Source organism: Enterobacter cloacae complex sp. P16RS2 (genome assembly GCF_014982155.1).
Lineage (GTDB): Bacteria > Pseudomonadota > Gammaproteobacteria > Enterobacterales > Enterobacteriaceae > Enterobacter > Enterobacter cloacae_M.
In genome coordinates, this window is record NZ_JADCKW010000026.1 from 91453 (window position 1) to 105488 (window position 14036).

The following is a 14036-nucleotide window of genomic DNA, read 5'->3' on the forward strand; positions in this document are numbered from 1 at the left end:
ATCCTGGTCGAGCGGGATCTTGTCCAGCGCGTTTTTACCCAGTTCTACCATTTCCGCGCCAAGCTGTTTTAACTCTTCGGCGTCACGTTTAATTTCACTTTTACTGACCCAGATGATCTCATCATCTTCGTCTTCGATGTCATCACCGGGAACGTCGTCGAGCCAGTCTTCGGGCTGCTTAGTCATGTCAGGCTCCTTAAAAAAAGAGGCTAATGTTACCAGTTAAGACGCGCACTGAAAAACGGTTCTCTGTTAGACTTCAGTTAACTCTCTCTTACAGTATGGCATTTGCGATGAAAGTAACCTCACAAGTTGAAGCGCAGCGTAAGATTCTGGAAGAAGCCGTCTCCACCGCGCTGATGCTTGCTTCAGAAAAATCAGATGGCGCCGAAGTGGCGGTCAGCAAAACCACCGGCATCAGCGTAAGTACCCGCTATGGTGAAGTGGAGAACGTAGAATTCAACAGCGATGGCGCGCTTGGGATCACGGTGTATCACCAGAACCGCAAAGGCAGCGCGTCATCCACCGATCTCAGCCCGGATGCCATTGCCCGCACGGTGCAGGCTGCGCTGGATATCGCCCGTTATACCTCCCCGGATCCTTACGCAGGCGTGGCGGATAAAGACCTGCTGGCGTTTGACGCGCCGGATCTCGATCTTTTCCACCCGGCGGAAGTGACACCGGACGAAGCGATCGAACTGGCCGCGCGCGCCGAGCAGGCTTCCCTGCAGGCCGATAAGCGCATCACCAATACCGAAGGCGGCAGCTTTAACAGCCACTACGGCATCAAAGTCTTCGGCAACAGCCACGGCATGCTGCAGGGCTACTGCTCCACCCGTCATTCGCTCTCCAGCTGCGTGATCGCCGAAGAGAACGGTGACATGGAGCGTGACTACGCCTACACCATTGGCCGCGCGCTGGGGGATTTGCAGTCTCCTGAGTGGGTGGGTAAAGAGTGTGCCGAACGCACGCTGTCACGCCTGTTGCCGCGTAAACTCTCCACCATGAAGGCCCCGGTCATTTTTGCCAACGAAGTGGCAACCGGTCTGTTTGGCCATCTGGTGGGCGCTATCGCGGGCGGCTCGGTTTACCGTAAATCGACCTTCCTGCTCGACTCGCTGGGCAAGCAGATCCTGCCGGAATGGCTCACCATTGAAGAACATCCGCACCTGCTGAAAGGGCTGGCCTCCACGCCGTTCGACAGCGAAGGCGTGCGCACCGAACGTCGCGATATCATCAAAGACGGTATTCTGACCCAGTGGCTGCTGACCAACTACTCCGCGCGCAAGCTGGGGCTGAAAAGCACCGGACACGCTGGCGGCATCCACAACTGGCGCATTGCCGGACAGGGCCTGAACTTTGAGCAGATGCTGAAAGAGATGGGCACCGGTCTGGTAGTCACCGAGCTGATGGGTCAGGGCGTAAGCGGCATCACTGGAGACTACTCGCGCGGCGCGGCGGGCTTCTGGGTGGAAAACGGCGAAATCCAGTATCCGGTGAGCGAAATTACTATCGCCGGCAACCTGAAGGACATGTGGCGCAATATCGTTACGGTCGGTAACGATATTGAAACACGTAGCAATATACAGTGTGGTTCTGTACTTCTGCCGGAAATGAAAATCGCCGGTCAGTAATACCCGTAAAGGCGTTTTAATAATAAAAAAGGAAGTGAGCAATGCGTAAACATCTGTTAGCGATCGTCGCGGCTTCAACGCTGGTTCTTGGCTCTTCTGCGTTTGCTGCCGATCTTGAAGACGACATGGGCATCCTCGGTCAAAACCTGAAGGTGGTGCAGAAAACCGACAATGCGGCTGAAATGAAAGACGCGCTGACCAAAATGCGTGAAGCGGCGCTGGACGCACAAAAAGCGACGCCTCCGAAGCTGGAAAGCAAAGCGGCAGACAGCGCAGAGATGAAAGACTACCGCCACGGCTTTGACGTGCTGGTCGGCCAGATCGACGGCGCGCTGAAGCTGGCTAACGAAGGCAAAGTGAAGGAAGCCCAGGCGGCGGCCGAGCAGTTTGTGACGACCCGTAACACGTATCACAAGAAATACCGTTAACCGATCGCGCATCTGACAAACAACCAGCGGGGGCCAGTGGCTCCCGTTTTTTTTACGCGGTAATAAGTAAACCCTATCGCCATCACATTTTTGCGTCACCACGCCTGAACGTTTCGTTTCCCCGGCGCGCGTTTTGCCGCTGGAATACGTGATATTCATCACGCAAATACCGTCATTAATTCAGATTCACCGCATTTATGTGGCACAGATCACTGCTGCGGCTCGCCTTTCCACTTCGAAGTGGAAAACAACTCGCTACAAACAATTCCCCCCCAACGTTAGTTTTATTCCAGAGCTATTAACGGGGTAAGACCAGTGATTAACGGAGCGGTAATGAACGACGTTGGGGAACAGGCGGAGCAAACAGAACAGCTCGCGAACACCATGCTGCAGCAGGTTTATGCCCTGCTGGCCCGGAACAACATCATCCCCAATGCGGTACAGGAGCAGATGCTGACCTCCCACGTGCGCGCAATGGCGCACCGGTCCGTGACCGGCGAGCCGTTGCCGGAGGTTGAAGCTGAGTTGTTTGACGAAATTTCACCGGATTCAATGCGGCTCGCCCGTGAAGTGGTCGCGCAGTTTGGCAATCTTCCTGATGAAGAAGCCTGGCTGCTCTCCGTTCACTTTGAAGTCGCGAAAGACAACCTTTAAGGAGCAACACATGGAACAGATTACAGTCGTGATTGGCGATCGCCTGGGTAAAGGTCAGAAAGTGGCTGCGGGTGTGGAAAAAGCAGGTGGACGCGCGGTGGTCGTGCCGGGCATGGCAGCGGATATGAAGCTCGGCGACGTGATGAAAGCGGAAAATGCCACCTTCGGCATCTCCTTCTGCGGCAGCGGCGGCGCGGGTGCCATCACTGCCCAAACCAAATATGGCTACAAGGCTAAATACGGCATGCGTTCCGTGGAAGAGGGCGTGACCGCCATCAACGAAGGCTGCAACGTGCTGGGCTTTGGCTTTATGGATAAAGAAGAGCTGGGCGAGCGTCTGGTGCAGGCGTGGCAGAAGAAATACGGCGCATAAGCATGAAAGAACAGTTCACAACCACGGTGAGAGTGAAGGGCAAAGGCGACGCCAAAGCGCGCGCCTTTGCCGACGCGCTCAACCACGTTCAGGCCGCGGTGATGAAAGCCTCACCGCATATCTTACTGCGTATTGAGCCACAGGATGTGCAGGTCGTTCAGGCGCAAGAAGCGGTGCGTAAAGAAGCCTTTCTGTTCTTCTTTCTGCGCCGGGAAAGACGCACCTACAGCGTGGAGCTGGATGTGACCGTCAACGTGACCGCTATCAATCTTGACCAGGTGGATTTCGTCACGCAACGCTGATTATTCATAAAAGGGCAGACTGATGTTCTTAATTATATTAATAAAATCGCTCATCATTGGCGGCCTGGTTGGCGTCGGTGTTGGCGCCGGGGCTGCACGCATGTTTCATGCGCCTACCACTCAGGGTATGGGCGCGTTTCGTACGTTGGGGGAACTGAACTCCTGTGAAGGGGATCCGGCGTCCCACTTCTCCTTTGGGTTAGGTTTCTTCTTTAACGCCTGGGCCTCTTCCGTGGCCGCAGGTGCCTTCACACAGGACGTTGACCACCGCATCATCCCGAACTGGGGTGCTGCTGCACTGATGATCAAAAACCGTAACGTCGGCGAAACGTTGCACGACCCGCGCAAAATGGCGATTGCCTGCGGCGTGATTGGCATGCTCGTCGTCACCTTCCTGAACCTGACCGCCTCCTCCGTTCCGGCAGCGCTTCAGGTCACCGCCGTGAAGGTGCTGGTACCGGCGGCAAACCTGCTGGTGAACACCGTGATGCCGGTGATCTTCTGGCTGGCGGCCATCGACGCGGGTAAAAAATCGGGCTTCTGGGCCACCATCTTTGGCGGCGCGGCGCAGCTGATCATGGGCAACGCCGTACCGGGCCTGGTGCTGGGGATCCTGATCGGGAAAGGCGTGGAAGAGAGCGGCTGGAACCACGTCACCAAAGTGATGATGGCGGCGATCGTCCTGCTCTTCGTGCTGAGCGGCTTCTTCCGCGGCTTCGACATGAAGATGATCGAATCCTTCCATCTGACCGTGCCGAACTGGCTCGACATGATCCACAACTCGCTCAGCGGTAAATAACAGGAGCCTCTACATGGAACAGAATAAAGGTTTTTGGTATGCCGACTGGTCGTTCCCGATCTTCGTTGGCCTGCTCTCCTCCGGCGTTTTCGCCGGGACGCACATGTACTACCTCTACGGCATCGGCGCGTTTAACGAAGTGGCCTTCGTGGCGATGCTGAAAGCGGGGATCGATACCGGCGTCTACGGCGCGGTGGCGGCGTTCGGCGCGAGCTTCCTGTTCGCCCGTATTATCGAAGGGTCGCTGGTGGGGATTCTCGACATCGGCGGCGCCATCCAGACCGGCGTGGGCCTCGGCGTTCCGGCGCTGCTGCTGGGCGCGGGCATCATGTTCCCGGTGACCAACTTCATTGCCGCGCTGATTACCGGCCTGGTGATTGGTCTGGCGATTGGTTACGTCATCATCCTGGCGCGTAAGTTCACCATCAACCAGAGCAACTCCACCTACGGCGCAGACGTGATGATGGGCGCGGGTAACGCCTCCGGTCGTTTCCTCGGGCCGTTGATTATCCTCAGCGCCATGACCGCCTCCATTCCTATCGGCGTCGGTTCCCTGCTGGGGGCGCTGGTGTTCTACATCTGGCAGAAGCCGATCACCGGTGGCGCCATTCTCGGCGCGATGCTGTTGGGCTGGCTGTTCCCGGTCGCCCTTTAATACCCGCGGGCGCTCAGGCGCCCGCCTTATCAGGAGATCCTCATGTTTGATTTACTCCTGCGCCGTGCGCGCCTTGCCGACGATACCCTGACCGATATCGCCATTCAGGACGGGAAAATTGCCGCGACGGGCGACATTGACGCTCCCGCCCGCAAGACGGTGGAGCTTAACGGCGACGTGTTCGTCAGCGCAGGCTGGATTGACTCTCACGTTCACTGTTACCCGAACTCCCCGATTTACCACGACGAGCCGGACAGCGTGGGTATTGCCACCGGCGTCACCTCCGTAGTGGACGCGGGCAGTACCGGTGCCGACGACGTGGACGATTTCTATGACATCACCCGCAGGGCCTCCACCGAGGTGTTTGCCCTGCTGAACATCTCCCGCGTGGGGCTGATTGCCCAGAACGAGCTGGCCAACATGGCGAATATCGACGCTGACGCGGTGAAGCAGGCGGTGAAGCGCCACCCTGATTTTATCGTCGGCCTGAAGGCGCGCATGAGCAGCAGCGTGGTCGGTGAAAATGGCATTACGCCGCTGGAGCGCGCCAAAGCCATTCAGAAAGAGAACGGCGACCTGCCGCTGATGGTGCACATCGGCAACAACCCGCCGAACCTCGACGAAATTGCCGAACTGCTGAGCTCCGGCGACATCATCACCCACTGCTACAACGGCAAACCCAACCGCATTCTGACGCCCTCCGGCGAGCTGCGCGCCTCCATCACCTCCGCCCTGAAGCGCGGCGTGCGTCTGGACGTCGGCCACGGCACGGCGAGCTTCAGCTTTGAGGTGGCGAAACGCGCCATCGCGATGGGCATTCTGCCGCACACCATCAGCTCGGATATCTACTGCCGCAACCGCATCAACGGCCCGGTGGGCTCGCTGGCAAGCGTGATGTCGAAGTTTCTCGCCATCGGCATGTCGCTGCCGCAGGTGATTGACTGCGTGACTGCGAACGCCGCCGACGGCCTGCGCCTGGCGCGCAAGGGCCGCATTCAGCCGGGTCTCGACGCCGACCTGACGCTGTTTACGCTCAAACGCCAGCCGACGGTGCTGACGGATGCCGAAAACGACAGCCTGCAGGCTGAACACATTCTGGTGCCGCTTGCCGCGATCCGCGCGGGCAAGGGCTACATGACCGAACAAGGGAGCACGGAACATGCCTTCGATTTATGAGAAGTACCATTTAAAGCAGGTTATCAACACATCTGGCCGAATGACGGCGCTGGGCGTCTCCACGCCGCGCCCGGAAGTAGTGCAGGCGGCGATGGACGGCATGAATCACTATTTCGAGATGAAGGATCTGGTCAATAAAACCGGGGAACACATCGCGAAGCTGCTGGATGTGGAAGGCGCGACGGTAGTTTCCTGCGCATCGGCGGGCATAGCCCAGTCGGTGGCGGCGGTGCTGGTCAAAGACAGCGACTGGCTGCTGGAAAACCTGCACGTGACCCCGATTGAGAACAACGAAATCGTTCTGCCGAAAGGCCACAACGTGAACTTTGGCGCGCCGGTGGGCACCATGGTGGCGCTGGGCGGCGGCAAGCTGGTGGAGGCGGGCTATGCCAACGAATGCTCCGCCGATCAGCTGGCGGCGGCGATCACCCCGCGCACGGCGGCGATCCTCTACATCAAATCTCACCACTGCGTGCAGAAAAGCATGCTCAGCGTTGGGCAGGCGGCTGTCGTGGCGCGCAAGCACGATCTCCCGCTGATCGTCGATGCGGCGGCGGAAGAAGATCTGCACGCGTACTACAGATCCGGTGCCGATCTGGTGATCTACAGCGGCGCGAAGGCGATTGAAGGCCCCACCAGCGGGCTGGTGATCGGCAAAACCCAGTACGTTGAGTGGGTGAAGCGTCAGACCGCGGGCATTGGCCGCGCGATGAAGGTGGGCAAAGAGGGGATCCTCGGCCTGACCTGCGCCATCGAACACTACCTTACCGCGACCAAAGAGAGCGGGGCCGAGATGGTGGCGAAGATGACGCCGTTTATCGAGGCGCTCAACACCCTGAACGGCGTGACCGCGCGCGTGGTCTGGGACAGCGCCGGTCGAGATATCGCCCGTACCGAGATTAAGTTCGACGAAGCCACGACCGGCGTCGGCACGGGCGATCTGGTGGCGAAGCTGAAGCAGGGCGAATACGCCATTTACTTCCGTGGCTACAAGGCCAACGAAGGGATTATCGAGGCGGACGTGCGCAGCGTGAACGCTGACCAGCTGAACATCGTCTACCGCCGCATTAGCGAAGTATTAGGACAGGAGAATAAAGCATGAAACTGACCCCCAACTTTTACCGTGACCGCGTCTGCCTGAACGTGCTGGCAGGATCGAAAGCCAACGCCAGCGCCATTTACGAGGCGGCGGAAGGTCACGTGCTGGTGGGCGTGCTCTCCAAAAATTACCCGGACGTGGCGAGCGCCGTGGCGGACATGCGCGAATACGCCGCGCTGATTGATAACGCCCTCTCCGTCGGCCTCGGCGCGGGGGATCCGAACCAGTCGGCGATGGTGAGCGAGATCTCCCGTCAGGTGCAGCCGCAGCACGTCAACCAGGTCTTTACCGGCGTGGCCACCAGCCGCGCGCTGCTGGGGCAGAATGAGTCGGTGGTCAACGGTCTGGTCTCTCCAACCGGCACCGTCGGGGTGGTCAAAATCTCCACCGGACCGCTGAGCAGCAACGCTCCGGACGGCATTGTGCCGGTTGAAACCGCGATTGCCCTGCTGAAGGATTTCGGCGGCAGCTCCATCAAATACTTCCCGATGGGCGGCCTCAAGTGCCGTGACGAGTACAAAGCGGTGGCGGAAGCCTGCGCCCGTCACGACTTCTGGCTGGAGCCGACCGGAGGTATCGATCTGGAAAACTATGAGGAGATCCTGCAGATCGCCCTCGACGCGGGCGTGAGCAAAATCATCCCGCATATTTACAGCTCGATTATCGACAAAGCCAGCGGCGACACGCGCCCGGAAGACGTGCGTACGCTGCTTGCGATGACGAAGAAGCTGGTTAAGTAGTATCTGCCCTCACCCTAACCCTCTCCCTTTGGGAGAGGGCAGGGGTGAGGGAAAAAAAACACACAAACCTGAAGGAGCCACCATGCATACCCGTACCCTGCTTGTTGCTTCACTCTCAATGTTCGCCACCGCCGCTATCGCCCAGCCGCAATATGCCTGGGTGGGCACCTACAACCCCAACGGCGAAGGGCTGTACCGCTTCACCGTTGACCCGCAAAGCGGCGCGCTGGCGAATAAAACGCTGGTGAGCAGGCTGCCGAACGCCGCGCAGCTGGCCGTCTCGCACGACGGCAAAACGCTGTATCTGGCAAGCGAAGTGGAGCAGGGCGTGGTGCAGGCGCTGCGGGTGGGGAATAACGGCCAGCTGAGCGAGCTGAATCAGGTGGCCTCCGGCGGCGCGGGGCCGGTTTACCTGTCGCTGACGCCGAACGGTCGCCACCTTCTGGTGGCGAACTACGTCAGCGGATCTATCGCAGTGCTGCCCGTTAAAGCAGACGGCAGCCTGGGTGAGGCTACGGATAAGCATCAGGATCAGGGCGAGCCGGGCGCGGCGAAGCCGGAAGCGGCAGCGGAGGGCAGCTTTGCCATCAGCGATCATAACGGCCCACACGCGCACATGATCGCCGCCGATCCGAGCGGGAAATACGTCTTTTCCACCGATCTTGGGCTGGATCGCCTCTACCAGTACCGTTTTGACGATCGAACAGGAAAGCTGACGCCGAACGATCCGCCGTTTATCAACGCCTCCTCAAAAGGCGCCGGGCCGCGCCACTTTGTCTTTACGCCAAAAGGCGATGCCCTGTGGCTGATTAACGAAGAGGCGTCTACGCTCACCCATTATACCGTGAGCACCAACGGCACCTTAAAAGAGGGCAAAACGCTTTCAGCCCTGCCGGAAGGCTACAAAGGCACCAGCTTTGCTGCCGGGCTCGCATTAAGCGCCGACGGTAAACAGCTGTATGTGGCTAACCGTTTGCATAACAGCATCGGGCACTTTACCGTAACAGCGGAGGGAACGCTGACGCATCAGGACGACGTCTGGACGCGCGGCGACTACCCGCGCACCCTGACGCTCGATAAGCAGGGGCGCTGGCTGTACGTCATGAACCAGCGCAGCGACAACATCACCCGTTTCCGCGTGGCGCAGGACGGGAAATTGAGCTTCGAGCCAGACTATACCCCGGTCGGCAGCCCATCCCAGATGGTCATTTCACCTTAAGCTGTAATAAGAGGACAAGCCCGTGCGATTTCCGAACCAACGTTTAGCGCAACTGTTCGATCTGTTGCAAAACGAGACGCTGCCGCAGGACGAGCTGGCGCAGCGGCTGTCGGTCTCCACGCGAACCGTCCGTGCCGATATCACCGCCCTGAACGCGCTGCTGGCAGGCCACGGCGCGCAGTTTATATTGAGCCGGGGCAACGGCTATCAGCTCAAAATTGATGATGCCCAGCGCTACCAGCAGCTGCAGGCATCCCACCCGCGCGCGCTGCGTATTCCCCGGACCGGGCCGGAGCGCGTGCACTATCTGGTGGTGCGTTTTCTGACTTCGGCATTTTCTCTTAAGCTCGAGGATCTGGCGGACGAGTGGTTCGTCAGCCGCGCCACGCTGCAAAGCGACATGGCCGAAGTGCGCGAGTGGTTTCACCGCTATAACCTGACGCTGGAAACGCGTCCGCGCCACGGCATGAAGCTGTTTGGCAGCGAGATGTCGACCCGCGCGTGCCTGACCGATCTGCTCTGGGAGCTGGCGCAGCAGGACAGCCTGAACCCGCTGGTGACCGATGTGGCGCTGAATGCGGGCGTGGCGGAGCAGATGGTGCCGGTGCTGCACGACGCCCTGACGCGCCACCACATTCGCCTGACCGATGAAGGCGAGCTGTTCCTGCGCCTGTACTGCGCGGTATCGGTACGTCGCATCAGCGAGGGCTACCCGCTGCCGGAATTCCACGCCGAAGACGTGGAAGAGAACGTGCGCGAGGCGGCTAAGGATATCGCCGTCACCATCCAGCAGCTGGCGGGCAAGGCGCTTTCGCCATCAGAGGAGAGCTGGCTGTGCGTGCACATTGCGGCGCGGCAGATTCAGGAGATTGCCCCGAGCGCAATTAACGCGGATGACGACGAAGCGCTGGTCAACTACATCCTGCGCTATATCAACACCCACTATAACTACAATCTGCTCAGCGACGCGCAGCTGCACGCGGACCTGCTTACGCACATCAAAACCATGATCACCCGCGTGCGGTATCAAATCATGATCCCCAATCCGCTGCTGGATAACATCAAGCAGCACTACCCGATGGCGTGGGACATGACCCTCGCGGCGGTGTCGAGCTGGGGAAAATACACGCCTTATGTGATCAGCGAAAACGAAATCGGCTTCCTGGTGCTGCATATCGGCGTCGGGCTGGAGCGCCACTACAACATCGGCTACCAGCGTCAGCCGCGGGTGCTGCTGGTGTGCGACGCAGGTAATGCCATGGTCCGCATGATTGAAGCGGTGCTACAGCGCAAGTACCCGCAAATTGAGGTGGCCCGCACGCTCACCCTGCGCGAGTACGAGCTGGCGGAAACCATTGGCGAAGACTTTGTGATCGCCACCGCCCGCGTCAGCGAAAAGTCCAAACCGGTGGTGACGATCGCCCCGTTCCCGACCGATTACCAGTTAGAGCAGATCGGCAAGCTGGTGCTGGTGGACCGCACCCGCCCGTGGATGCTGGATAAATACTTCGACGCGGCCCATTTCCGCATTATCGACAAGCCCGTTGACCAGCAAACGCTGTTTCGCGAGCTGTGCGCGCAGCTTGAAGGCGAGGGGTTTGTCGGCGCGGAGTTCCTGGATTCGGTTGTTGAGCGTGAAGCCATCGTCAGCACCATGCTCGGCGACGGCATCGCGCTACCGCACTCCCTCGGCCTTTTAGCGCAGAAAACCGTGGTCTATACCGTGCTCGCCCCGCACGGCGTTCAGTGGGGAGACGAAACCGCGCACGTCATCTTCCTGCTCGCCATCAGCAAAAGCGAGTACGAAGAGGCGATGGCGATTTATGATATTTTCGTCACCTTCCTGCGTGAACGGGCGATGTCGCGGCTCTGTAGCTGCAGTGACTTTGCCGAATTTAAGGCGGTGGCAATGGAGAGTTTGAGTCGGTTTTGAGGTAAGGGCGGACGGACAACATCCGCCTTTGTTCACCGCAGATGATGCACAACCTGGTTGCTGCTGCCGCGCCAAATCAGCGACGGGTCTTTTAAATCCTGCACGAACTTGCCGTCGACCAGGACGTTAATCAGATCCACCACTTCCATTTGCTGCGCGTTCAGCTCATCCAGCCTGTAGCCTGTCCAGACCCAGATATCTTTTTCCGTACACTCAGCCCGAATGCGCTTCACCAGCTTCAGGATATCCGGCACGTTTTGCGGATGCAGCGGATCGCCGCCGGAGAGCGAGATCCCCTGGCGTTTGATGCGGGTGTCGTTCAGGTCGTTGACGATCCGGTCTTCCATTTCGGCGGTGAACGGCATGCCGGAATTTAAGCGCCAGGTGCTTTTGTTGTAGCAGCCAGGGCATTCGTGGACGCAGCCTGAAACGAACAGGGTGCAGCGGGTGCCGGGGCCGTTGACGATGTCGACGGGGTAGTACTGGTGATAGTTCATAGCGTTAACCTGATGCCCTCACCCCGGCCCTCTCCCACGGGGAGAGGGAGAAAACCGGAGTCAGGCTTAGCAATGTGCTCGATCGGTTCCCTCTCCCTTGAGGGAGAGGGGTAGAACCCTGCGCAGAACTTACCCGATCTGCCCATTCCCCAAATGCTTCACGCGACGCTTCACCTCTTCCTGCTTCCCGGCGTTAAACGGACGCGCGTCCGGGCTGCCGAGATAGCCGCATACGCGACGGGTCACGGATACGCGGGCCGCATCGTGGTTGCCGCATTTCGGGCAGGTAAAGCCTTTGCTCGTACATTCGAACTCGCCGGTAAAGCCGCACTCGTAGCACTCGTCGATTGGCGTGTTGGTCCCGTAATACGGCACGTGCTGATAGCTGTAATCCCACACGTCTTCCAGCGCCTTCAGGTTGTGCTGAATGTTCGGGTACTCGCCGTAGCAGATGAAGCCGCCGCTGGCGATCGGCGGATACGCCGCTTCGAAGTCGATCTTGTCGTACGGGTTCACCTTTTTCTCCACGTCGAGGTGGAAGCTGTTGGTGTAATATCCTTTGTCGGTCACGCCTTCCACGATCCCGAACTCGGCGGTGTCCAGACGGCAGAAGCGGTCGCACAGGTTCTCGCTCGGCGTGCTGTAGAGGCTAAACCCGTAGCCGGTTTCCTCTTTCCACTGGTCTACCGCGTCGCGCAGGCGCTGAACAATCGCAATGCCTTTCTCACGCAGGGCCTCGCTGTCGTACATATGCGTGTCGCCAGCCAATGCGTTGATGGTCTCGTGAATACCGATATAGCCCAGCGAAATCGACGCGCGACCGTTTTTGAAGATCTCAGACACGTCATCGTCCGCTTTCAGACGCACTCCGCAGGCCCCTTCCATATAGAGGATCGGCGCGACGCGGGCTTTGACCCCTTCAAGGCGCGCAATGCGGGTCATCAGCGCCTTACGCGCCAGCTGCAGACGCTCGTCCAGCAGCGTCCAGAATTCCGCTTCATTGCCTTTCGCCTCCAGCGCGATGCGCGGCAGGTTCAGGCTGATGACGCCCAGGTTGTTGCGCCCGTCGTGGATCTGCTCGCCGTTTTCATCTTCGTACACGCCGAGGAAGCTGCGGCAGCCCATTGGCGTTTTAAACGAACCGGTCACTTTGACGACCTGATCGTAGTTCAGGATGTCCGGGTACATGCGCTTGCTCGCGCACTCCAGCGCCAGCTGTTTGATGTCGTAGTTCGGATCGCCAAACTTGTGGTTCAGGCCGTCGCGGATAGCGAATACCAGTTTCGGGAACACCGCCGTTTTGCGGTTCTTGCCGAGGCCGGAAATGCGGTTGCGCAGGATGGACTGCTGGATCAGGCGTGATTCCCAGCTGGTGCCCAGACCAAACCCGAAGGTTACAAACGGCGTCTGGCCGTTGGCGGTGTGCAGCGTGTTCACCTCATACTCCAGCGACTGGAAGGCGTCGTAGCACTCTTTCTCGGTGCGGGAGTGCGCGTAGCCGTCGGCGTCCGGGATCTGCCACTCTTCGGCCGTTTTACGATGCTTGTTGAAGCTTGCCGTCACGAACGGGGCCAGCACTTCATCAATGCGGTTAATCGTGGTGCCGCCATAAATATGGCTGGCGACCTGGGCGATAATCTGCGCGGTGACGGCGGTGGCCGTGGAGATTGATTTTGGCGGTTCAATCTCGGCGTTACCCATTTTAAAACCGTGGGTCAGCATGCCCTTCAGGTCGATCAGCATGCAGTTGAACATGGGGAAGAACGGCGAATAGTCGAGATCGTGGTAGTGAATTTCACCACGCTCGTGCGCCGACACCACGTCGCGCGGCAGCAGGTGCTGACGGGCATAGTGTTTGGCGACGATACCGGCCAGCAGGTCGCGCTGGGTCGGGATCACTTTACTGTCTTTGTTGGCGTTTTCATTGAGCAGGGCGGAGTTGGTCTGCTCCACCAGGCCACGGATCTCCTGGTTCAGACGACCGCGCTTCTCACGCTGCACGTCACGATCGTGACGGTACTCAATGTAGGCACGCGCCAGCTGCTTGTAAGGCCCCGCCATCAGCTGGTTCTCAACCGCGGTCTGGATCTCGTTGATATCGACCTGGCTGCGTTCGTTCATCTGGCTGCTAACGACTTCTGCGACGGTGGCGCAGTAATCTGCGTCATCGACTCCCGCTGCTTTAGCTGCACGCAGAATGGCTTCCTGGATGCGCTCTGATTTAAACGGCACTTTACAGCCATCACGTTTCATCACATGCGGTGTCATGATCACTCCATTTTTTGAAAACAGGTTATCCACAGAGGTGGAGAAGTAATAACCGGGCGTATTCCCCGCCGGGCCAAAGACTTCCCGCGTTCCCAGCTCGTGTTATCCACAATTCCGGCCAGCGTAAGCGCCGTCTTGTTGTTGGAATAGTAGACGATAAATACAAGATGTTGGGTCGGCGTGCATTTTAAGTGCTACATATAGTGATTTGCATCAAACATGTTTGCGATTTATTTGATGCAGAACAAAGTAAAAAGAC

The 14036-nt window shown here is 58.8% G+C and carries 15 protein-coding genes; 12 read left to right on the forward strand and 3 right to left on the reverse strand.

Features of this window, described 5'->3' with window-relative positions:
- Positions 1-186 (reverse strand): DUF615 domain-containing protein (locus INF68_RS23275; protein WP_227412741.1); only part of this gene is annotated, 186 nt, incomplete at its 3' end.
- 95 nt (positions 187-281) lie between these two features.
- Here INF68_RS23275 and pmbA point away from each other — a divergent pair.
- From pmbA to INF68_RS17080, 12 genes are all read left to right on the forward strand, one after another.
- Positions 282-1634 (forward strand): metalloprotease PmbA, encoded by a 1353-nt coding sequence (gene pmbA / locus INF68_RS17025; protein ID WP_126786240.1) that lies wholly within the window; start codon positions 282-284, stop codon positions 1632-1634.
- Positions 1635-1675: 41 nt separating this feature from the next.
- On the forward strand, positions 1676-2062 hold the full coding sequence (cybC, locus tag INF68_RS17030) for a cytochrome b562 (RefSeq protein ID WP_008501412.1): 387 nt from the start codon (positions 1676-1678) through the stop codon (positions 2060-2062).
- Positions 2063-2377: 315 nt separating this feature from the next.
- Entirely contained in the window at positions 2378-2716 is a 339-nt protein-coding gene (locus INF68_RS17035; protein ID WP_025911967.1) for a glycine dehydrogenase, read from the forward strand.
- Positions 2717-2726: 10 nt separating this feature from the next.
- Positions 2727-3089: an SFCGS family glycine-rich protein gene (locus INF68_RS17040; RefSeq protein ID WP_023293430.1), complete on the forward strand. Its 363-nt coding sequence runs from the start codon at positions 2727-2729 to the stop codon at positions 3087-3089.
- 2 nt (positions 3090-3091) lie between these two features.
- A complete protein-coding gene (locus INF68_RS17045) occupies positions 3092-3391 on the forward strand; it encodes a DUF4312 family protein (protein ID WP_006810338.1) in 300 nt (99 codons plus the stop codon).
- Between the two features lie 22 nt (positions 3392-3413).
- Positions 3414-4190: a DUF4311 domain-containing protein gene (locus tag INF68_RS17050; RefSeq protein WP_023310182.1), complete on the forward strand. Its 777-nt coding sequence runs from the start codon at positions 3414-3416 to the stop codon at positions 4188-4190.
- 13 nt (positions 4191-4203) lie between these two features.
- Complete coding sequence (locus INF68_RS17055; RefSeq protein ID WP_023310183.1) at positions 4204-4845, forward strand: DUF4310 family protein; 642 nt, start codon at positions 4204-4206, stop codon at positions 4843-4845.
- Positions 4846-4887: 42 nt separating this feature from the next.
- A complete protein-coding gene (locus tag INF68_RS17060; protein WP_109845724.1) occupies positions 4888-6021 on the forward strand; it encodes an amidohydrolase/deacetylase family metallohydrolase in 1134 nt (377 codons plus the stop codon).
- On the forward strand, positions 6005-7123 hold the full coding sequence (locus tag INF68_RS17065; RefSeq protein WP_193525368.1) for a DgaE family pyridoxal phosphate-dependent ammonia lyase: 1119 nt from the start codon (positions 6005-6007) through the stop codon (positions 7121-7123). Before INF68_RS17060 ends, INF68_RS17065 begins: the two co-directional genes overlap by 17 nt.
- Positions 7120-7860, forward strand: coding sequence for a KDGP aldolase family protein (locus INF68_RS17070; protein WP_126786242.1), 741 nt, complete (start codon positions 7120-7122; stop codon positions 7858-7860). The genes INF68_RS17065 and INF68_RS17070 overlap by 4 nt, the downstream gene beginning before the upstream one ends.
- An 82-nt stretch (positions 7861-7942) precedes the next feature.
- On the forward strand, positions 7943-9079 hold the full coding sequence (locus INF68_RS17075) for a lactonase family protein (RefSeq protein WP_126786243.1): 1137 nt from the start codon (positions 7943-7945) through the stop codon (positions 9077-9079).
- Between the two features lie 22 nt (positions 9080-9101).
- Positions 9102-11012 (forward strand): transcription antiterminator, encoded by a 1911-nt coding sequence (locus INF68_RS17080; protein WP_126786244.1) that lies wholly within the window; start codon positions 9102-9104, stop codon positions 11010-11012.
- A gap of 32 nt (positions 11013-11044) precedes the next feature.
- Here INF68_RS17080 and nrdG read toward each other — a convergent pair whose 3' ends face one another.
- Both nrdG and nrdD read right to left on the reverse strand, forming a co-directional pair.
- Positions 11045-11509, reverse strand: a complete 465-nt coding sequence (nrdG, locus tag INF68_RS17085) for an anaerobic ribonucleoside-triphosphate reductase-activating protein (RefSeq protein ID WP_126786245.1) — start codon at positions 11507-11509, stop codon at positions 11045-11047.
- Positions 11510-11638: 129 nt separating this feature from the next.
- Positions 11639-13777, reverse strand: a complete 2139-nt coding sequence (gene nrdD / locus INF68_RS17090; RefSeq protein WP_023310191.1) for an anaerobic ribonucleoside-triphosphate reductase — start codon at positions 13775-13777, stop codon at positions 11639-11641.
- Positions 13778-14036 lie beyond the last annotated feature (259 nt).

Excerpts from the sequence above, each read along its gene's own strand:
- pmbA (WP_126786240.1), top strand. The coding sequence starts at position 282 with ATGGCATTTGCGATGAAAGTAACCTCACAAGTTGAAGCGCAGCGTAAG.
- cybC (WP_008501412.1), top strand. The coding sequence starts at position 1,676 with ATGCGTAAACATCTGTTAGCGATCGTCGCGGCTTCAACGCTGGTTCTT.
- INF68_RS17040 (WP_023293430.1), top strand. The coding sequence starts at position 2,727 with ATGGAACAGATTACAGTCGTGATTGGCGATCGCCTGGGTAAAGGTCAG.
- INF68_RS17045 (WP_006810338.1), top strand. The coding sequence starts at position 3,092 with ATGAAAGAACAGTTCACAACCACGGTGAGAGTGAAGGGCAAAGGCGAC.
- INF68_RS17050 (WP_023310182.1), top strand. The coding sequence starts at position 3,414 with ATGTTCTTAATTATATTAATAAAATCGCTCATCATTGGCGGCCTGGTT.
- INF68_RS17055 (WP_023310183.1), top strand. The coding sequence starts at position 4,204 with ATGGAACAGAATAAAGGTTTTTGGTATGCCGACTGGTCGTTCCCGATC.
- INF68_RS17060 (WP_109845724.1), top strand. The coding sequence starts at position 4,888 with ATGTTTGATTTACTCCTGCGCCGTGCGCGCCTTGCCGACGATACCCTG.
- INF68_RS17065 (WP_193525368.1), top strand. The coding sequence starts at position 6,005 with ATGCCTTCGATTTATGAGAAGTACCATTTAAAGCAGGTTATCAACACA.
- INF68_RS17070 (WP_126786242.1), top strand. The coding sequence starts at position 7,120 with ATGAAACTGACCCCCAACTTTTACCGTGACCGCGTCTGCCTGAACGTG.
- INF68_RS17075 (WP_126786243.1), top strand. The coding sequence starts at position 7,943 with ATGCATACCCGTACCCTGCTTGTTGCTTCACTCTCAATGTTCGCCACC.
- nrdG (WP_126786245.1), bottom strand. The coding sequence starts at position 11,509 with ATGAACTATCACCAGTACTACCCCGTCGACATCGTCAACGGCCCCGGC.
- nrdD (WP_023310191.1), bottom strand. The coding sequence starts at position 13,777 with ATGACACCGCATGTGATGAAACGTGATGGCTGTAAAGTGCCGTTTAAA.